General features: G+C 51.5%; 17 protein-coding genes. 10 read left to right on the forward strand and 7 right to left on the reverse strand.

The genetic code is table 11. The features are described 5' to 3' along the window. Positions 1-24: 24 nt before the first annotated feature. The gene (locus B7988_RS12390; RefSeq protein ID WP_088658164.1) at positions 25-1,068 is read right to left on the reverse strand and encodes a sigma-54 dependent transcriptional regulator; all 1,044 of its coding nucleotides are present in this window, start codon (positions 1,066-1,068) and stop codon (positions 25-27) included. Between the two features lie 205 nt (positions 1,069-1,273). Between B7988_RS12390 and B7988_RS12395 the strand changes: the two genes are divergently transcribed. After that, entirely contained in the window at positions 1,274-3,394 is a 2,121-nt protein-coding gene (locus B7988_RS12395) for a glutamine synthetase III (RefSeq protein ID WP_088658165.1), read from the forward strand. Positions 3,395-3,536: 142 nt separating this feature from the next. Here the strand turns inward: B7988_RS12395 and B7988_RS12400 are convergent, their stop codons facing one another. Then, positions 3,537-4,349: an Rpn family recombination-promoting nuclease/putative transposase gene (locus tag B7988_RS12400; protein WP_088658166.1), complete on the reverse strand. Its 813-nt coding sequence runs from the start codon at positions 4,347-4,349 to the stop codon at positions 3,537-3,539. 205 nt (positions 4,350-4,554) lie between these two features. Here B7988_RS12400 and B7988_RS12405 point away from each other — a divergent pair, with 205 nt between their 5' ends. The 4 genes from B7988_RS12405 to B7988_RS12415 all read left to right on the forward strand — a co-directional run bounded on the left by B7988_RS12405 (position 4,555) and on the right by B7988_RS12415 (position 7,634). Then, positions 4,555-5,088 (forward strand): Fic family protein, encoded by a 534-nt coding sequence (locus tag B7988_RS12405; RefSeq protein WP_088658167.1) that lies wholly within the window; start codon positions 4,555-4,557, stop codon positions 5,086-5,088. Between the two features lie 9 nt (positions 5,089-5,097). Next, a complete protein-coding gene (locus B7988_RS14940; RefSeq protein ID WP_141225670.1) occupies positions 5,098-5,238 on the forward strand; it encodes an FISUMP domain-containing protein in 141 nt (46 codons plus the stop codon). Between the two features lie 107 nt (positions 5,239-5,345). Continuing rightward, the gene (locus B7988_RS12410) at positions 5,346-6,638 is read left to right on the forward strand and encodes an ATP-binding protein (RefSeq protein WP_088658168.1); all 1,293 of its coding nucleotides are present in this window, start codon (positions 5,346-5,348) and stop codon (positions 6,636-6,638) included. Positions 6,639-6,680: 42 nt separating this feature from the next. Beyond that, positions 6,681-7,634 carry a hypothetical protein gene (locus B7988_RS12415; protein WP_088658169.1) on the forward strand — a complete coding sequence of 318 codons (954 nt, stop codon included), beginning with the start codon at positions 6,681-6,683 and terminating at the stop codon, positions 7,632-7,634. A 4-nt stretch (positions 7,635-7,638) separates the two neighbouring features. Here B7988_RS12415 and B7988_RS12420 read toward each other — a convergent pair whose 3' ends face one another. Both B7988_RS12420 and B7988_RS12425 read right to left on the reverse strand, forming a co-directional pair. Further along, positions 7,639-8,472, reverse strand: coding sequence for a tRNA threonylcarbamoyladenosine dehydratase (locus tag B7988_RS12420; protein ID WP_088658170.1), 834 nt, complete (start codon positions 8,470-8,472; stop codon positions 7,639-7,641). 11 nt (positions 8,473-8,483) lie between these two features. Next, complete coding sequence (locus B7988_RS12425) at positions 8,484-9,710, reverse strand: cysteine desulfurase (RefSeq protein ID WP_170930655.1); 1,227 nt, start codon at positions 9,708-9,710, stop codon at positions 8,484-8,486. Positions 9,711-9,855: 145 nt separating this feature from the next. On the opposite strand from B7988_RS12425, the gene B7988_RS12430 reads away from it, so the two are divergent. Together B7988_RS12430 and epmA are read left to right on the forward strand one after the other, a co-directional pair. Continuing rightward, complete coding sequence (locus tag B7988_RS12430; protein WP_088658171.1) at positions 9,856-11,244, forward strand: FISUMP domain-containing protein; 1,389 nt, start codon at positions 9,856-9,858, stop codon at positions 11,242-11,244. Between the two features lie 106 nt (positions 11,245-11,350). Continuing rightward, positions 11,351-12,298, forward strand: a complete 948-nt coding sequence (gene epmA / locus B7988_RS12435) for an EF-P lysine aminoacylase EpmA (protein WP_088658172.1) — start codon at positions 11,351-11,353, stop codon at positions 12,296-12,298. Positions 12,299-12,320: 22 nt separating this feature from the next. Here epmA and B7988_RS12440 read toward each other — a convergent pair whose 3' ends face one another. Next, positions 12,321-12,812 (reverse strand): TlpA disulfide reductase family protein, encoded by a 492-nt coding sequence (locus tag B7988_RS12440; protein ID WP_212668320.1) that lies wholly within the window; start codon positions 12,810-12,812, stop codon positions 12,321-12,323. A 129-nt stretch (positions 12,813-12,941) separates the two neighbouring features. On the opposite strand from B7988_RS12440, the gene B7988_RS12445 reads away from it, so the two are divergent. After that, positions 12,942-14,009 (forward strand): type IV pilus twitching motility protein PilT, encoded by a 1,068-nt coding sequence (locus B7988_RS12445; RefSeq protein WP_088658173.1) that lies wholly within the window; start codon positions 12,942-12,944, stop codon positions 14,007-14,009. Positions 14,010-14,012: 3 nt separating this feature from the next. Further along, positions 14,013-15,215, forward strand: a complete 1,203-nt coding sequence (locus tag B7988_RS12450) for a type II secretion system F family protein (protein WP_073323626.1) — start codon at positions 14,013-14,015, stop codon at positions 15,213-15,215. Between the two features lie 496 nt (positions 15,216-15,711). Here the strand turns inward: B7988_RS12450 and pflA are convergent, their stop codons facing one another. Then, a complete protein-coding gene (pflA, locus tag B7988_RS12460; RefSeq protein ID WP_088658174.1) occupies positions 15,712-16,452 on the reverse strand; it encodes a pyruvate formate-lyase-activating protein in 741 nt (246 codons plus the stop codon). A gap of 122 nt (positions 16,453-16,574) precedes the next feature. On the opposite strand from pflA, the gene B7988_RS12465 reads away from it, so the two are divergent. Next, positions 16,575-17,639, forward strand: a complete 1,065-nt coding sequence (locus B7988_RS12465; protein ID WP_088658175.1) for a family 16 glycosylhydrolase — start codon at positions 16,575-16,577, stop codon at positions 17,637-17,639. A gap of 175 nt (positions 17,640-17,814) precedes the next feature. On the opposite strand, the gene pflB is transcribed toward B7988_RS12465, so the two are convergent. Then, a complete protein-coding gene (pflB, locus tag B7988_RS12470; protein WP_073323632.1) occupies positions 17,815-20,073 on the reverse strand; it encodes a formate C-acetyltransferase in 2,259 nt (752 codons plus the stop codon). Positions 20,074-20,182: the final 109 nt, after the last annotated feature.

Raw genomic sequence — 20,182 nt, forward strand, 5'->3', positions numbered from 1 at the left:
AGTCGAAGGATCTGTAGGAGTGCGTTACTCCGAAATGTTGATGTTCAGCCGGTGCACCTTGTAGTGCATGACTCTCGGCGAAATACTTAAATCGCGTGCGGCAGCAGACATGTTGCCGCCGTTTCTTTTTAAGGCCTCGCTCAGGATTTCTTTTTCGTAGGTGTCCATGAGCGTCGAAAGCGGTGCGATTTTATTCGGAAGCATGGGCTTGCGGGCCGATTCATCGGTCTGCAAGGTGGGCGGCAAGTTGTGCGAATGGATGCAGTCGTCGCTCGTGGCGAGGGCTGCGCGCTCGATGCAGTTCTCGAGTTCCTGCACGTTGCCTGGCCAATGGTAACTCATGAGCATGTCGATTGCGGGCGTCGAGAGTCGCACCACGTGCGTGCCGTACTTGAGGTTCACTTGCGAAATAAAATGCTCTGCCAGAAGTAGAATGTCGCTCTTGCGCTGCGCCAAGTCGGGCAGCGAAATCTGCACGATGTTCAGGCGGTAGAACAAGTCTTCGCGAAAAAGTTTTTGCTGCATCAGGCTTTCGAGGTCGCGGCTAGAGGCTGCAATCAGGCGCACGTCGCTATGCAGGTGGATGTTGCCCCCTTGGCGGTAAAAGCTCTGGTCTTGCATGAACCGCAGCAGAATTTCCTGGTTCTTGGGGCTCAGTGCCGAGACGTCGTCCAGGAATAGCGTGCCGCCGTTTGCGATTTCGGCCTTGCCCAGGTGGCGGCTGTTTGCGCCGATGAATGCGCCGCGCTCGTAGCCAAAAAGTTCGCTTTCAAAAGTGTTTGCCGGGTTTCCGAATCCTTCACTTAAGTTTGTGCAACCCATTACGACGAACGGGCTTTCTTTGCGGGCAGAAAGTTCTGCGATGGTGTGGGCCGTGAGTTCCTTGCCCGTGCCGTCGTTGCCGTAGATAAGCACCTGTGCGTCGTTCTTGGCGCACTTTTTAATTTGCTTGTAGACCTCGCGCATTTCGCCGCTGTTGCCGACCATTTTGCCGGGCTTTTCGTCGATGATGTCGCGGAGAGCCTTGATTTCGGCTTTCAGCCGTTCTATTTCTTCGGATTCGGTCATAATGCTTTACATTTTTGTAATAATATACACTAATTTTACAATATTGTAAAACATTTTGTTTCAAAACCCATAAATTTCGGGTGCCAACCCCCATTTTTATTCCTAATTTCCTTCCATAAATTGAAAAATGTCTTTCCTGTGTCATCCTGAGCGCAACGAAGTGGAGTCGAAGGATCTAGGAAAGACACATTAGAAGAGGTTCAAAATGAGCGTAAGCTACCGCAAAAAGACCATCAACGAAATCGCGAAGGCCCCTACCGCGCCCGTCAAGCCGGCCGGTCCGGTGAATGTGGATTTCTATGGCGAAGACGTGTTCAACATCGACGCCATGCGCGAATACTTGCCCAAGGATGTCTGCGAAAAGCTGATTGCAACCATTAACGAAGGTGCCGCCCTCGATCCGAGTATCGCAGGCGATGTGGCCCACGCCATGAAGAAGTGGGCCATGGACCGCGGTGCCACGCACTTTACGCACTGGTTCCAGCCGCTCACCGGTTCCACTGCCGAAAAGCATGACTCCTTCCTTGAACCCGACGGTTGCCGCGCCATCATGGCCTTTAGCGGCAAGAACCTGATTGTCGGCGAACCGGACGCATCGTCTTTCCCGAGCGGCGGCCTCCGTTCCACGTTCGAAGCCCGCGGCTATACCGCCTGGGATCCGACCAGCCCAGCATTCCTCAAACGCCACGGCAACGGGGCTACGCTCTGCATCCCGACTGCATTCTGCAGCTACACCGGTGAAGCGCTTGACAAGAAGACTCCGCTCCTGCGCAGTTTGCAAGCTCTTTCTAAATCTACCCGCCGCCTCATGACCTGCTTCAAGGCGGGCCCCAAGAAGACGACGGTCACGCTCGGTGCCGAACAGGAATACTTCTTGATCGACAAGCGCTTTTACCTGCAACGCCCGGACCTGTACCAAGCTGGCCGCACTCTGTTCGGTGCCGCTCCGGCAAAGCACCAACAGATGGATGACCACTACTTCGGTAGTATTCCGGCTCGCATTCTGAACTTCATGAACGAAGTGGAAATCGAACTTTGGAAGCTCGGCATTCCGGCGAAGACCCGCCACAACGAAGTGGCGCCTGCTCAGTTCGAACTGGCCCCGATGTTCGAAGAAGTGAACCTCGCTTGCGACCACAACATGCAAATCATGGAAGTGCTCCGCAATGTGGCCGACAAGAATGGCCTCGTCTGCTTGCTCCACGAAAAGCCTTTCGCTGGCGTGAACGGTTCCGGTAAGCACAACAACTGGTCTGTGTCTTATGGTAAGGGCAACCTCCTCAATCCGGGTAAGGACCCGCACCAGAACGCCGTGTTCCTCACCACGCTCTGCGCCATCATTTACGCTGTCGACACCCATGCTGACTTGCTCCGCATGACGACTGCTGGCGCCGGCAACGACCATCGCCTCGGTGCAAACGAAGCTCCTCCGGCAATCGTTTCCATGTTCCTCGGCGACCAGCTCATGGACGTCATCGAACAGATCGAACAGGGCGTACCGAAGTCCAGTAAGCAAGCTGGTGCACTCCGCATCGGCGCCGACATGCTCCCGGCTTTGCCGCGCGACGCCACCGACCGCAACAGAACTTCTCCGTTCGCCTTCACCGGCAACAAGTTCGAATTCCGCGCTCCGGGTTCCAGCCAGAGCTGCTCCGAACCGAACGTGGTGCTGAACACCATTGTCGCCGAAGCATTCGACATGATTGCCGAACAGCTCGAAAAACTCGACGAGAAGAACTTCCACACGGGCCTGCAAAAGATTTTGCAGAAGATCGTGAAGGAACACAAGCGCGTCATCTTTAATGGTAACGGCTACACCGATGAATGGGTTGCCGAAGCCGAACGCCGTGGTCTCCCGAATATTCGTACCTCCGTGGAAGCCCTCAAGGCCCTCACCAAGGAAGAAAATATTCAGTTGTTCGAAAAGTATGGCGTCATGAATCGCCGCGAAATGGAATCCCGCTACGAAATCAACGTCGAAGATTTCCACAAGAGAATCCACATCGAAGGCGAAGTCTGCCGCGACATGGCCAAAAACATCATCTTGCCGAAGGTTGTCGAAGCTTACTCCAGCGCACTGAAGACCAACGAAATGGCTCTGAACCAGGGCTTCCCCGGCGTCGATGCCTACGTGAAGTCTCTGGGTGAAGGCGTCAAGAACCTGAGTGCCGCCATCGCTACGATGGAAGAAAGCCTGAATGGCTTGCACGAAGGCATTCTCGATGCGATGGCCGCTTTGCGCAAGGTCGTCGACGGTCTTGAAAAGGTCGTCCCCGACGAAATGTGGCCTCTGCCGAAGTATCGTGAGATGCTTTTCATCTACTAAGATGAAAAGCATGGGCTTCCGTCGAAGGTGGAAGCCCAAATGTCCGTTTATTTATTAAACCGCACCAATTATGCGTTGAAAAATATATTGAAAAAGGTAGTCCTAGGACTACCTTTTTTGCATAATTTTGACGAAACGTCGGTTAATTCGCAAGGTTGGCTTTGATTGCCAAAACCTCGGCCTCGGTCAACTTGGAAATCCGCACGACCTTCTCGACAGAATCGCCGTCCGCGAGCATGGCCGCAGCTATTTCGCGACGTTCTTCGACACGGCCTTCTGCTCGGCCCTCTTCCTTACTTTCATGAAGGTCATATTCGAAAGTCATATACTTGTTCCTTATGAGAGTGTCGGCCTTGTAATAAGACACCTGGTTGTTGATGTTTTCGGTTTCACGGGAGTCCACATTCCTAGTCGCAAAGTACTTCATGTAAGCTTTAACGACCGGGTCCGTAAAATCCTTGTACCTTGTAAATATATAATAATTCTTGTAAGTGAGGTCGTTCAATGTGATGTTGAAATCTTCGAACGCCCTGTTTTCGAAATGATACGCAGGAAAGCCCCGCCCAAAGATATCCATAGGACAAAGGAAGATGATGTATTGTTCCTTAAGGCCGGTGTAATGGCCTCCCTTTGAAAGAGCGACGCCGTCGCCCACGCTCTGGTAATACCTAGCCCGCTGCGGGAGTTCCTTGGTATCAACCATCTGCATCTCTAAATCAAAGGAACGGATTGTTTCGCCATTTTCATTGGTTTCACGCGCAAATACATCGTAGCGGACGCCCTTGTGCTCTGCATCGTAGCTCAAAACCGCTTCCGGAATAGGAGTTTCCAAATGGTCGATTTTTATGTCCAACAAATGCTCAATGAATGGTTGCGCGATGTGCTTGTTGCTGAAAACGAGCCCGAACATAATCGGGTCGGTGATGTCAAGGTCATCAAAAGACTTGATATTCATTGGATTTTCCTTTCATGTTAAGTTGTGAAGCACTCCTTCTTACCTAACACGCTTTTTTCAGTCTATTGAATACCGATTTCTTGTAAAACTTTTGTAAAAACAGTAAAAGCTTGGATGTGGTGCTTCGTTATGGGAATTATGCAAACGAAGCTAATTGTCGTACGCTCAATCTATATTCGTGATAATCCCCTAAAAGGAGTACATCATGAACAGATTGGAAAAACTTGAAATATCGAATGTCATCGGTGACTTTCGCGCGGCCCTTGAAACTTTGGACCGCTACGACCATCAGCAACTGGAATTCCCAAAGACCGGCGTAGACTATAGCGAAACGAGTGGCCCCATCACCTATGAGCAGGCGATGGAAGCGATTGGTGTACTCAAGGAAAAATTTCGTGACAGCGGAATCTTCGGTGTCGAAAAGGATGCTTCTTTCAAGAGTTCTCTCGGACAAATTTACCAGACCTTCGATGGCAAGGAACTTTATCCGACCGTGCAGATGAAGGCGGCAACGCTCCTGTATCTGCTTGTCAAGAACCACTCCTTTGTCGATGGCAACAAACGCATTGCTGCGTTCATTTTCTTGTGGTATATGTCGCGCAATGATATCCTTTATCGAGTGGATGGCTCCAAAATCGTAAGCGATGGCGCCCTGGTCGCGCTCACGCTGCTCATTGCTGAAAGCAAACCCGAAGAATGTGAAACCATGACCAAACTCATAGTGAACTTGATTATGTAGGAGGCTTTTATGAAAGACTCATACTTTACAGACCCGCGAGACGGTGAAACCTACCGCACCGTGAAAATCGGAAATCGGATTTGGTTCGCCGAAAACTTGCGGCATAAATGCGAAGAACTGCGAAGACATAAAATTGCCCTTTTTAAGTAAAATTGGGCAATAAATTATATTTTAGTCCATTATGACAAACTATTTTCTGTATTTTAGTCCATTTTGTTGAATAAAAATATATATTTTAGTCCATTAAGAGGTGCCTTATGGACGAAAAAAAGCTACTACAGGTTCTTGCGGAACAGAAAGAAGAAATCACAACCAGGCGTGATTCCTGGGTGTCTCGTAGTGAAGAAGCTCTGTTTGAAATGGATAGTTCGCTTGCGCAGGTGGTCATCGGGGTTCGTCGTAGTGGAAAATCGACGATATGCCACAAGGTGCTGCAAGATCACGGCATCAACTACGCTTATGCGAACCTAGATGACGATCGCCTGATGTCGCTTACCGTTGAAGATTTGAACACGCTTCTGCTTTGCCTTTATCAGCTCTACGGTACGGACCTACAGTATATCCTCCTCGACGAAATTCAGAATGTCGATGGATGGCACTTGTTTGTAAATCGCCTTTTGCGTCAGGGCCTGCATGTGTTTGTGACGGGCTCCAATGCAAAGTTACTGAGCAGCGAACTTGCTACGCACCTGACCGGACGTTACAATGAAATTCGCCTCTATCCGCTTTCGTTTGCAGAATATTGTTCCTTTCATCAGGTGAATCTGCAAGATGTTACGACTAAGGCAGAGGCCGCTCGTAAATCGGCCTTCCTGGAATATCTGCAATATGGCGGGTTCCCGGAACTGCAAAACATTAACAACAAACGTGCTTACATACAAAGTTTATTTGACTCTATAATACTAAAGGATATTGCGGGTCGATTCAAAATCCGCCATGCCGAGGTACTCCGCACCATCGCGAATCACATAATCAACAATTCTTGCCAAGAGGTCAATTACAAATCTCTGGCTGAGAATTTTGGACTGAACAGCACCACGACCGCAATAAAATACGTGGACTATCTTAAACAGGCTTTCTTGATTGGGCTTATGAGCAAACATTCGTTCAAGAGCAAAGTCCGGCTCCGTAACAACAAGGCTTATGTGATTGATACGGGATTTATTGCCAATCGTGAAAACGTCCTCTCGCAAGAGAATCTAGGCTGGCGACTTGAAAACATGGTTTACATCGAACTGTTGCGTCGAGCCGCGAAGGAGTTCGATGACGTGTATTATTATAAGCCGTCGTCGCAATCTAAAGAAGTTGATTTCGTTATTTGCAGACAAGATAAAGCAAAGGAACTCGTGCAAGTCGCATACGAGATTGATTCTACCAAAGCGTTTAATCGCGAAACCTCGGCCTTGGTCCAGGCTTCGGACGCGCTCAAGTGCAATGAATTGACTTTGGTTTGCTTCGACGAAAGTCGGGATGAAGTCGTGAAAGACAAGACCATTCACATAAAAAATGCTCTGGAATGGTGCATTGGGTCTGGAAAGATTACCGCCTGACCTTTGCCAAGGCTTCTAAAAAATTCTAAATTTGGCTCTGTCATGTTTTTTAGGAAACATTTGGGGCTTATTTTTGGATTTGGAGTGGCGGTTGTTGCGCTTGCCATGGTCTACCTTTCTACTCGTCCGCTTATCCCGTTGGACGTTCAGGAACAGATTGAAGCCGATATTGAAAAGTGTGGCGGACAGCTGAAAGAGGCCCGCTGTGCGGTAAGTGGCGAAGGCGACTGGATTTTTCTGCAGGAAAGTCTTGTCAATCTGGTGGCGGATTGGAAAGACAATTTGAAGCCCTTTGTCGCTTTCAATGATTCCTTGGAAGCGCGCGGTATCAAGTTGGTGGTGGTGCCTGTTCCAGATAAATTGCAAATCGAGGCGGAACATTATTCGGAAGAATTGTCGGGAGGGATTGTTGCCCCGCAATATGAGGAATGGGTGGACGCTCTGCAAGACGAAGGTGTTGTCGTTGTCGATGCGGTAGAGGAGTTTCTCGAAAAGAGCGAGGAAACGCCCATGTTCGAAGCGTACGAAAGCCACTATACCAGCGCGGGTCGGCAGGTTCTTGCACAGATGATTGCCGATACCATCAACGAGATGGATTTGGATGTCCCGAGGGGAGAATGGTTCCTGCGCGATACGGTCGTTCCCGGTACCGGAAATCTTTATCACCTGAAATACGATTCTTACCCTGATTACGATGTGCGCGTGCTAAAGACCGTGGATGCAGAAGGGAAGCGCTATCACGGCTCCAAGGACGCTCCCATTGTGGTGATTGGCGACAGCAATGCCGATTTTGGTTGGAACAGTTCTTCCAATATCGGTGCCTACATTGCGCAGGCGACAGGGATTAAGACGTTTACCCGCAGCCGTATTGGTGGCGGAAACTTGGGCCCGACCTTGTTCAAGGACCGTTCGGAATTCTTGGATGGCAAAAAGATGGTGGTCTGGGTGTTTGACGGCCGTGAACTTTACGGCGATTTCAGCATGCCGGAATTTTAGCTTTTTACTCGGCGCTTGCTAAGGCCTTCTTGTAGATGTCCTGCATCACGAGGCCCGCAATCATGAATCCGAAAATGGCGGTGGAGTGTGCCATGGTGCCGTTGATTTGCGCCTTGCTGCTGCACCATTCGTGATCGACCAGGTTTGCATTCTGGAGTTCGGCTTCGCTCCTTTCGTGGCGCACCTTGGGGCACATGCAGGCGTCCGTTCCGCAAGAGGAATTCTTGCCGCGGTTTTTCAGGAGTTCGTCGCTGTAGACGCACAGCACTTTTTTCTTGAGCGCCATTTTCTTTTTCTTGAACTTGTCGCGCAGGGCGCGGGCGAGCGGGCATCCGGCGACTTTCCAGAATTCGGCGACCTTGATTCGCGTGGGGTCCATCTTGAGGGCTGCCCCCATTGAAGAAAATACCGTGGCCTTGGTGCGCGTGGCGTGCCACAATAACTGCATCTTGTTTTCGAGGCTGTCGATGGCATCGATGATGTAGTCGAATGTGTCCAGTTGGAATTTGTCCGTATTCGCTTCTTCGTAGATGTCTTGGAGTGCTACGATGTTGGCGTGCGGGTTGATTTCGAGTAGGCGATTTTTCAGCACGTCCACCTTGACTTGCCCCACGGTTTTCGTGGTGGCCATCAGTTGGCGGTTCACGTTGGTGACGCACACGCGGTCAGAATCGACGAGTACGAGTTCCTTGATGCCGGAACGCACCAGGCTTTCGGCGCACCAACTGCCCACACCGCCGAGTCCAAAGATGATGACGCGCTTCTGGTAGATGCTTTCCATGACATCGTCTCCGAGAAGGAGCGATGTGCGGTTGAAAATGCCTTTCTCGATTCCCATACGAATCCCGGTTAGCCGAAGAGTCGGAGAACGCGCTTGATGCCTGCGACAAAGCGGTCGATGTCGCGCTTCAGGGTGTACGCGCCGAAGCTCAAACGAAGCGTGGCATCGACGCCGAAGCGGTCCATCACAGGTTGGGCGCAGTGGTGTCCGCTGCGAACTGCCACGTTTTCTTCGTCGAGAATCATGGCGGCGTCGCTGACGGCGATGCCGTCCAGCGTGATGCTGATAAGGGCCCCGCGTTCCTTCGGGTTCCCGAAGATTTTTACCTGCGGGATTTGCGCAAGCTGTTCCAACGCGTAGTTCGTGATTTCTTCTTCGTGCTTGCGAATGTTTTCGATGCCTACTGTATTAATCCATTCGATGGCTTTGCCGAGCCCGATGACTTCGGCAATCATGGGCGTGCCTGCCTCGAAACGTGCGGGAACGTCGGCGTAAGTCGTCTTTTCAAAAGTCACGTTCTTGATCATCTCGCCGCCACCATGCCAGGGAGGCATACTGTCGAGAACTTCGTACTTGCCGTAAAGTACGCCCACGCCTGTGGGGCCGTACATCTTGTGTCCGCTGAAGGCGAGAAAATCGCAGTCCAGCTTTTGCACGTCAATTTTGATGTGACTCGAACTTTGGGCGGCGTCAATCAGGATCTTTGCCTGCGGGGCGAGCTTACGTACCGTCGCGATGATTTCTGCAATCGGATTTACGGTGCCGACGGAATTGCTTACGTGGGCGACGGTCACCATCTTGGTGCGTGGAGTGAGTAATCCGGGTAGTGTCGCCAAATCCAAATCGCCGTTGTCCAAAACGGGAATCACCTTGATCTTGGCGCCCTTCATTTCGGCAACCAGCTGCCAGCTCACGATGTTCGCGTGATGTTCGAGTCCGCTGATGAGAATCTCGTCGCCTGCTTCGAAGAACTTGCGACCGTAACTCCATGCCACCAGATTGATGCTTTCGGTGGTGCCGCGGGTGAACACGATTTCGTCTTCGGTCTTCGCGTTAATAAATTTTGCCACGTTCTTACGGGTGGCTTCGAATGCTTCGGTGGTGCGGGCGCTCAGGCGGTACACGCCGCGCTTCACGGAACTGTAATGTTCGCGGTAAAAGTCGTCCATCACGTCGATGACGCATGCGGGCTTTTGCGTGGTGGCCGTGCTGTCCAAGAAGGCGAGCGGCTTTGCGTCCTTATCGCCTGCGACAAGCATCGGAAATTCGCTACGGATTTTTTCGGCATCAATCATGGGCCCAAATATAGTAATTAACGTTATAGCCTGGATTTATTGATTGTTATAGCGTACTAGGATCAACCAACTAAGTTCTGCTTACTGCCAGCTGCCTACTGCCATTTTTTCTATATTTACACCGGAATTTTTTGTGAGGGTTAAAATGAAAATTCTTGGTGGTGTATTGTTTTTGGGAGTTCTTGCCTTGGGCGTTTCTAACGCTTTTGCCCAGCCGGAACTTCGTGACGCTATTGATAACGGCGATATTGCCGCGGCCCAGAAAATCGTAAAAAAGGGGGCCGCCGAAGAAATTTATTGCGGCAAGATGACGCCGGCCGATGCCGTCAAGGTCTACGAAAAAATCTTCAAGGCCATGCCTTACGAATCGTTCTCGAATTGCCAATCGCAGTTCTCTTATGGTTACGGCACCAAGGTCTGCGCCAACGCCAAGGCCATGGATGCATGTACCGAGGTGATTTCGTTCTTGCTCCTGGAAGGCGAATCGGGCAACACGAAGGCTCTTGAAACTTTGGAATCGGTGGCGAAGGTTGCTCTGAAGACGAAGGGCTATGCCAAGCCGGTCAAGGTTGATGCCGACACGAGCATTTGGGTTCCTTGCCCCAAGAAGAAGGGCGAAGCCCGTGACAAGTGCATTGAAGAATGTTATGAAAAGGCAGGCAGCCTGCGCGATACCATTCGCGAAGCCGCTTGCGCTACCAAGCCGGAACACTTTGTCGATACGACTATCAAGGTGAAGGTTCCTTCTCCGCTTTATGAAAAGCTCCGCAAGGGCTTGCTCGAAGGTTACTGGAAGACTCCGAAGAGCGCTGCTGAAAAGTATTCGAAGATTATGCAGGCCTCTGCCAAGGCGCTTTCGATTCCGGATACTGCTGTCATTAACCTAGCTTACGTAGACCGCTGGGCTGAAAAGCACAAGGCTGATTCTACGGCGCTCCCGGGTGGTGAACTCTTCCGTTTCTGCACCTCATGGCAGCCTGCGGTGGACTCGATCTTGGGGGCAAAGGAATTCGAAACCCGTTGCCCGGTGTTCGAATCGTTCGTAGACAATCGCGATGGTCAGACTTACAGAGTTAAAGAAATCAATGGCACGCGCTGGTTTGTGCAGAACTTGAACTTTGCGATTGAAGAAAATTCCATGTGCTATGACCGCGAAGAAGAAAACTGCGCAACCTACGGTCGTCTGTATACGCATGACGCGGCTTTGACGGCTTGCCCCGAAGGTTCGCATCTTGCAACGGATGACGACTGGAAAATGCTTGAAATTTATGCTGGCGGCGCAAACACAGCTGCAGTCCGCCTGCGTAGTAACGGCTCTGACGATTACGCCTTCACTGCCATGTTCGGTGGCTATGCCAACAAGAACGGCATCTCGGTGATTCAGGGCGAAGGTGCTTACTTCTGGACAAGCAAGGATGTGGGTGATGGTCGCGGTATCGCACGTTCCATGTTCAATACCGATAAAGAAGTGTCTGCCATTCCGGTCGATAAGAAATTCTGGCTCTCTGTTCGCTGCGTGGTAAACGGTGACTAATGTATAGTGTGTAATGTGAAATGATAATTTCTCACTTCACGCTTCACACTCCACACCTCACACCTCACACCTCACACTTCACACTTCACACTTCACACTTCACACTATGTTCGCTCCTACTTGCAGTCGTGATTCTTGGGTAAAGCGTCAAGCCTTGATGAACAAGGTGCGTGCTTTCTTTGAGGGTCGCGGGGTGTTGGAAGTAGAAACGCCGACGCTTTCGAATGCGGGCGGTACCGACCCTCAGCTAGACTACTTTGAGGTCGAGGGCAGGCATTTTATGATGACGAGCCCCGAGTTCCACATGAAGCGCTTGCTCTCGGCGGGATTCGGTGACATTTTCCAGATTACAAAGTCTTTCCGCAAAGATGAATTCGGCGCCCACCACAACAATGAATTCAGCATGGTGGAATGGTACCGCGTCGGCATGCCGCAAGAAAAGTTGATGGACGAGGTCGAGGCGCTCGTTTCTGAAATCATCGGTAAGCCCATTAACGCTCGCCGCACGCGCTGGATCGATGCGTTCAAGAATTATGCCGGCGTGAATCCGTTGACGGCTTCGGGCGAAGAATTTGCCGCGGCCTGTACCGCCCGCGAAATTCCGCTCCCGGCCGATGGTACCGCCATGTCCCGCGAAGACTGGTGGGATTACCTGATGGTTTTTGCGGTAGAACCCGCACTTGCCAAGAACGGTCCCGAGTTCATTTTAGATTACCCGCAGTCGCAGGCGGCGCTTGCGCAAACGTACGTGGGCGAAGACGGCTTCACTTGGGCGCGTCGATTCGAACTATTTGTAGACCAGGTGGAACTTTGCAACGGCTACACGGAACTCACCGATGCAGCCGAACAGCGCAGGCGCTTTGCTGCTGACCTAGAAATTCGCCGTGGCATGAACAAACCCTTGCCGCCGATTGATGAAAACTTTTTGGAAGCGCTTGAATCGGGAATGCCCGCCTGTTCTGGCGTGGCACTAGGTCTAGACCGATTGTTTATGCTTGCGATGGGAAAAAAGGAAATCAAGGACGTAATCCTCTTCCCAAGCCCAATCGCTTGATATTCAAAATACTTCCGACTGTCTACTTCCGACCGTCAACTAACTTCCCGATCAGCTTGCGCATCTTGTTCTCGTCGAATTCTCCGACGTTGATTTTCACGATGCTGTCTTGTGCGTTCACGAGGTAGGTTACGGGAATCACGCCCGGATTTCCGAGCACGTTCATCATGTCGTAATTCCAGTGGAAGGTGGTCCAGGTGATTCCTGCAGCCTTGTTGTACTTAGCTCCGATTCTAGGGGAGTCGTCTTCGTTCACCATTAAAATCTTGAAACCCTTGTCGGCAAATTCTTCGTCAAGTTTTTTGAGTAACGGAAGTTCGGCGCGGCAGCCAGGGCACCACGAGGCGGTAAGAGCGATTAAGGTAACGGTTCCCTTTTCGGCTTGGTAAGTTGAAAGACTGCCGTCTAGCAGTTTTCCCTTAAAGTCTTCGATTTTGGTGGGTGCCGCCTGGAAGTGTTCCTGCCCGCATGCAGAAAACAGGAATGCAAGTGCCAAAAGCAGCGTGCATACCACGGAAAAAACGCCTCGCGAGGAGGTTATTTTACGCCCAAGTTCCATTCTAGAATAATAAAATAGCGTTTTTTTTGAAAAATGTGGGTTTTTAATGGAAAAATTGGCCTTTTTTAAGTTATATTCTTAAGCATGGCATACAATATTCAAGATCTTCTTTCTGAAATGGTCCAGCGTGGCGCTTCTGACTTGCACATTACCGCAGGTGCGCCCCCACTCATTCGTCTTTCCGGCAAACTTACGCCTATTGGCGAAGATAAGCTGAAACCGGACGAAACCATGCGCATGACCTATAGCTTGATGAACGAAGGCCAGAAAAAGACTTTCGAACAGCAGAAGGAATGCGACTTCTCCTTCGGTATTGCAAACCTCGCGCGTTTCCGTGCGAACGCCTATTTGCAGCGCGGTTGCGTGGCTTTGGCCTTGCGTATTATTCCGCTTGAAATTAAGACATTTAAGGATCTCGGCCTTCCGAAAATTCTGGCCGAATTCACGACCCGTCCGTCTGGCCTTGTGCTGGTGACGGGTGCTACCGGTTCCGGTAAGTCGACGACCTTGGCTGCCATGATCGACAAGATCAACAAGGAACGTCACGACCACATTCTGACGGTGGAAGACCCGATTGAATTCTTGCATAAACACCAGGGTTGTATGATTAACCAGCGCGAAGTCGGTAGCGATACAAACAGCTTTGCTCAGGCGCTTAAGATGGCGCTTCGTCAGGATCCTGATGTGGTGCTTATCGGCGAAATGCGTGACCTTGAAACAATCCGTGCCGCCCTTACGATTGCAGAAACGGGTCACTTGGCTTTTGCAACGCTCCATACCAACTCTTGTGTGCAGACGATTAACCGTGTGGTGGACGCTTTCCCCAAGGGCGAACAGCAGACCGTGCGTACGCAGCTTTCGTTTGTGCTCCAGGGCGTGATATGCCAGACGCTTATCCCGCGCATTGGCGGTGGCCGCGTGATGGCGTACGAAATTATGAACGTGACTCCGGGTATTCGTGCGTTGATTCGCGATGACAAGGTTCACCAGATTGAATCGATGATTGAAATTGGCCAAAAGTTCGGCATGAACACCATGAACATGTGCTTGTGCGAATTGGTGAAGAACCACAAGGTTGACCGTTTCGATGCGCTTGCCCGCTCTCCGAGTCCGGACCAGCTGGAACAGTTGTTTGTGAAAGAAGGCGTGTAATTTATGGCAGAATTCCTTTACAAGGCGACAAATAGCCAGGGTAACAATTTCGAGGGAACTCTCGAAGCGAAGGACAAGGCTGAAGCCGAAGCGCTCTTGATGCGCAGGCGCCTTATCATTGTAAGCCTCAAGAAGAAACCGACCGAAATCAAGATCAAGATTGGCTCGGGTATCAAGCCTGCAGAAATTGCCCGTTTTACCCGTATGTTCTCTTCGATGAGCTCTGCCGGTTTGCCCATGTTGCAGTGCTTGAACATTCTGGAGAACCAGTGCGAAAATCCGGAACTCAAGAACGTGGTCCACAAGATTACGCAGTCCATTAACGGTGGTTCGTCGTTGGCTGACGCCTTGGCGCAGCACCCGAAGGTGTTCAGTACCTTGTACACGAACATGGTGGCGGCCGGTGAAGCGGGCGGTATTTTGGACGGTATCTTGGCTCGTCTGGCAGAAACCTTGGAAAACCAGGAACGTCTGAAACGTAAAGTGAAAAAGGCCTTGACCTACCCGGTGATGCTTATTATTGTGGGTATCTTGGTGGTGATCGCCCTTATGACCTTCGTTGTGCCGACGTTCGCTGAACAGTTCGCAGCCCTTGATGCCGAACTCCCTGCACCGACGCAGGCAGTGATGAGCATTTCTGACTTTATACGCGATAATGGTGCGTTCCTGTTTATCGGCGCGATTCTCTTGATTGTCGGTTTTAAGGTGGCCATGCGCGTGCCTGCGGCCAAGTTTGCCTGGGACGGCTTTATGCTGAAAGTGCCTAAACTAGGGGACCTTCAGATCAAGTCGACGACCGCTAGTTTTGCGAGAACGCTTGGTACTTTGCTGAACGCCGGCGTGTCCATCATGGATTCCTTGAAAGTGGTGGCCTCGACCGTGACGAACAAGGTGGTGGAAAAAGGTATCAACAAGATTGCAATCGGTATTGCCGGTGGTAAGAGTATCGCCGACCCGATGCAGGATACGGGACTTTTCCCGCCTATGGTGATTCAGATGACCGGTGTGGGTGAAAAAACCGGTAACCTTGGTGGCATGCTTTTGAAATTGGCTGACTTCTATGATGAAGAAGTGGACGCCGCAGTGGACGCCGTGGTGGGCATGATGGAACCTTTGATTATCGTGTTCCTCGGCGGTGCCGTCGGTGGCTTGCTGATCGCTATGTATATGCCAATGTTTTCCATGGGCGACGCGGTCAAGGGATAATAAACTGCGTAATACTTCGTTACTCCCCCTCTCGCCGTAGATTTTACTACGGCTTCGGGGGTCGTGGCCTCGTCTTACTTGTTTCTTATCCCTTGCTAAAATAGTACGCTACGGCCGGTAAGGTCGCCTCGCCTCACTCGTTTTTCTGCGAAATTTCGTTTTAGTTAAGTATTGACTTTTTACAAAAAGCCTTTTAGCCTTTACTCATATTAGTACGTCACGATGCAACAGAAATCAAAAGACTTTATAAAAAATTTTATCAAGTGTTTTGTTTTCGCACTTGTCATGAGTGTGGTTATGTTGATACTTGATCCAGAGAATCGCGGAGTGAGGTCTATTTCGATAAATCTTACTCCAGAAATTGAACTTCCTTTGCTTTTCATTTTCGTAGAGAACTTTATTATAAATTTTATTATTGCCATTCCGCTGACAAAATGGCTTCACTTGCGCTAGGCAGCCTTTTTACTTCCTACTGTCGACTGTCTACTTCCTACTGTTATGGAAGTATTCCTAAAATTTTCTTCGCGTTAGCCACGCGTTCCGCAGAGGGAGATTTGACATCTTTCAGCACGTAGTCGATGCCGAGCTCTTGGTACTTGGCAAGCGCTAAAGCATGGTAGGGGAGAACTTCGATTTTTTCAACGTTGTGGAGGGTATCGATGAATTCGCGGGTCTTGATTAGCAGTTCGTCGTTGTCGCTCATGCCGGGTACGAGTACGTGGCGGATCCAGATGGGCTTTTGGATTTCATCTAGATAGCGGAACATGTCGAGGATGTTCTTGTTGTCGTGACCGGTGAGTTTCTTGTGTTCTGTGGGGTCGATGTTCTTGATGTCGACGAGGAGCAAGTCTGTTGCATCCATAAGACGCTTGAACTTGCCGAAGTAGGGCTCGTTACGAACAAAGTTTACGCCGGAGGTGTCGATGCAGGTGTGTACGCCTGCGGCTTTGGCGGCTTCGAAGAACTCGATGAGAAAATCCATTTGCGCAAGCGGCTCGCCACCGCTGACGGTGATGCCGCCGTCTTTACCCCAATAGCTCTGGTAGCGTAGGGCTTTCTTTAAAAGGTCTTGCGCAGAGATGTCGTATGCTCCGGCTTTGTCGCCTTTGAAATCCCAGGTTTCGGGGTTGTGACAGAACTGGCAACGCATGGGACAGCCTTGCACAAATACGACAAAACGCACTCCGGGGCCGTCTACGGAGCCAAAGGTCTCTAATTTGTTGATTCGTCCGAGCATATTGTAAATGTAGAAATTTATGGATTGATACTTTTGATACAGTTGTGTATGGTTTGCGTTTTGGACGCTACTCGGGAGCCGAAAAAGGGGGTATATTTATATTCAAAGAAACGAGGTAGTTTATGAAAACGAAATTCCTTCTCCCGATTATCGCTCTTGGCCTGTTTGCCGCTTGTAGCGATGACAGCAGCTCTCATGCTCCCGTAGCTTCTGACCCGTCTGCCGTGGTGGACCCGACTCAGAATCCGACTGATCCTGCTACCAACCCTGCAATTGATCCTGCTCAGACGCAGACCGATCCGGCCCAGACTGACCCTGCTCAGACCCAGACGGACCCGGCTACCGATCCCGCAACGGATCCTGCCGTGACGGATCCGACCCAGACTCCGACCGATCCGGTTACGGACCCGGTTGTGACTCCGGACCCGACTCCGGTCGTTGACGACCCGAATGTGACTTATACCTATTACGGTGCTGAACTTTCTGGCCGCGACCAGTTCAAGTACGGCCGTTTTGAAGCCCGCATGAAGATGGTCTCGATTCCGGGTTCCGTGAGTTCCATGTTCCTTTACTACGATGATTCCTACAAGAATGGCGACATTCCTTGGAATGAAATCGATATCGAAGTGCTCGGCAAGGGCGGAACTTCTTGGCAGTCCAACATCATTACCCGTGAAGGCGACCCTTCCATCAAGAAGAATACATCTTCTGAAAAGATTCACGAATACGGGTTCGATGCAACGGAAGATTTCCACCTCTATGCCCTTATCTGGACACCGGAATATGTCGCTTGGGAAATCGACAGCGTTGAAATCCGTCGCGATACGCTCGGTATCACTCGCGGTACTCATGCTGATGCCGACCAGGTTGCCTTCTTGACCGAAGAACAGTCGCTCCGCTTTAACCTCTGGGCATCGAAGAGTGCCGCATGGGTGGGCAAGTTTACGGGCTCTGAACTCGCTGCCGGTCCGCAGGCTCAATGGATTGACTATGTGCGTACCTATAAGTATGATGAAGCGACCAAGACTTTTACCCTGGATTGGCAGGATGACTTTGATGGCACGGATCTTTCCGACCATTGGGGCACCGGCAACTGGGAAATGGAACGAGTCATGCTGAACCGCGACAACGTGGTCGTTGAAGATGGTTACTGCAAGCTCCTGATGACCCGCGAAGCTGACAACTAGTTTTTGTTCTCCTCCATAAATGAAAACGTCCCGGATAAAATCCGGGACGTTTTTGTATGCGATAAAGTTGAGAACTTTTCTGTGAGCAACAAAGCCCCGGTTATTAAACTGGGGCGGTTGCGAGAGTGAGCGCCGGTCCAGCACCTGATTGCCGGATTCTAGCGCGAACGGTCTGTTACAGCACGCCGTGGCAGGTGCGGCTGATCACGTCGTCCTGCTGTTCCTTCGTGAGCGAGAGGAACTTGACAGCGTAGCCGGAAACGCGGATAGTGAAGTTCGCGTATTCGGGCTTTTCCGGGTGCGCCTGGGCGTCGAGCAGCTTTTCAACACCGAACACGTTCACGTTCAGGTGGTGTGCGCCCTGGGCGAAGTAACCGTCCATGACGGTGACGAGCTTCTGGGCGCGTTCGTCGTCGCTGTGGCCGAGAGCATTCGGGCTGATGGTCTGCGTGTTGCTGATGCCGTCGAGCGCGTATTCGTACGGGAGCTTGGCGACAGAGTTGAGCGAGGCCAGCAGGCCGTTTTTTTCGGCGCCGTAGCTCGGGTTTGCACCGGGAGCGAACGGGGCGTGAGCCGGGCGACCGTCGGGGAGGGCACCGGTGGCCTTGCCGTAAACGACGTTACTGGTAATCGTAAGAATCGACGTAGTCGGTTCGGCACCGCGGTAGGTGTGGTGCTTCTTGATTTTCGCGATGAATTCCTTGAGGAGCCAAACGGCGATTTCGTCGGCGCGGTCGTCGTCGTTGCCGTACTTCGGGAAGTCGCCTTCGATCTTGAAGTCCTTCACGAGGCCGTTTTCGCCGCGAACCACGGAAACCTTGGCGTACTTGATGGCGCAAAGGCTGTCGACCACGTGGCTGAATCCTGCGATACCCGTTGCAAACGTGCGGCGTACGTCGGTATCGATAAGGGCGAGTTCAGCGGCTTCGTAGTAGTACTTGTCGTGCATGTAGTGGATCAGGTTCAGCGTGTTCACGTAGATGCCTGCGAGCCATTCGAGCATGATGTCGTACTTGTGCATCACTTCGTCGTAGTTCAGCACGTCGCCGGTAATCGGGGCAAGTTCCGGACCAATCTGCATACCGGGCACCAGGCCGCCTTCTTCGTCCTTGCCGCCGTTGATGGCGTAGAGGAGAGCCTTCGCGAGGTTTGCGCGGGCGCCGAAGAACTGCATTTCCTTACCGGTCTGCGTTGCAGAAACGCAGCAGCAGATGCTGTAGTCGTCACCCCAGACCGGGCGCATCACGTCGTCGTTTTCGTACTGGATCGAGCTGGTCGTCACAGAGATGTAGGCGGCGTATTCCTTGAAGTTTTCAGGGAGGCGCTTGGTGTAGAGAACGGTGAGGTTGGGTTCCGGAGACGGGCCCATGTTTTCGAGGGTGTGCAAGAAACGGAAGTCGTTCTTGGTAACCATCGGGCGGCCATCCTGGCCCATACCGCCGACTTCGAGGGTGGCCCACACCGGGTCACCGCTGAAGAGCTGGTTGTAAGATTCAATACGGGCAAACTTGACCATACGGAACTTCATGACCATGTGGTCCACGAGTTCCTGAGCTTCGCTTTCAGTGAGCGTGCCGTTCTTGAGGTCACGTTCGATATAGATGTCGAGGAAGGTCGAAATGCGGCCGACGCTCATGGCGGCACCGTTCTGCGTCTTGATGGCAGAGAGGTAGCCAAAGTAGAGCCACTGGAAAGCTTCGCGGGCGTTCGTTGCCGGCTTCGAAATGTCGAAACCGTAGCTAGCGGCCATCACCTTCATGGCCTTGAGGGCCTTGATCTGTTCGGCGACTTCTTCGCGCAGGCGAATCACGTCGTCGGTCATGGTGCCGTCACCCACGTGGGCGAGGTCGTTCTGCTTCTGCTGGATGATGTAGTCAATACCGTAAAGGGCTACGCGGCGGTAGTCACCCACGATACGGCCACGACCGTAAGTGTCCGGAAGACCGGTCAGCAAGTGGGCCTTGCGGACGGCGCGGATTTCAGGAGTGTAGCAGTCGAACACAGCCTGGTTGTGGGTCTTGTGGTAGTCGGTAAAAATCTTGTGGAGTTCGGCACTCGGAGTGTAGCCATACTGCTGGCAGGATTCTTCGGCCATCTTGATGCCGCCAAACGGCATGAAGGCGCGCTTCAGCGGCTTGTCGGTCTGCAGACCCACGACCTTTTCCAGGTCCTTGAGGCTTTCGCTGATGTAGCCCGGCTTATGGCTTGTAATCGTCGAGACGATATCGGTGTCCATATCGAGCACGCCGCCCTTCTTGCGTTCTTCGGCCTGCAGCTTCTGGAGTTCACCCCAGAGCTTTTCGGTGGCGTCTGTCGGGCCTGCCAAAAATTCCTTGCCGCCTTCATAGGCGGTGTAGTTGCGTTGAATAAAGTCGCGGACGTTGATTTCTTCTTGCCAGAGTCCGCCGGTAAAGCCATTCCATGCTTCGCTCATGATTTTCCTTCTTTGCTCGGCTGGCCAACGCCATAAATTCAGACAGCCGAGTCTTTCTTTTTGTTGATTTTTGTTTGAACCCCAATATAGAAAATAAGGAGGTATGCCC

Source organism: Fibrobacter sp. UWB1 (assembly GCF_002210325.1).
In the GTDB taxonomy this organism is placed as follows: domain Bacteria; phylum Fibrobacterota; class Fibrobacteria; order Fibrobacterales; family Fibrobacteraceae; genus Fibrobacter.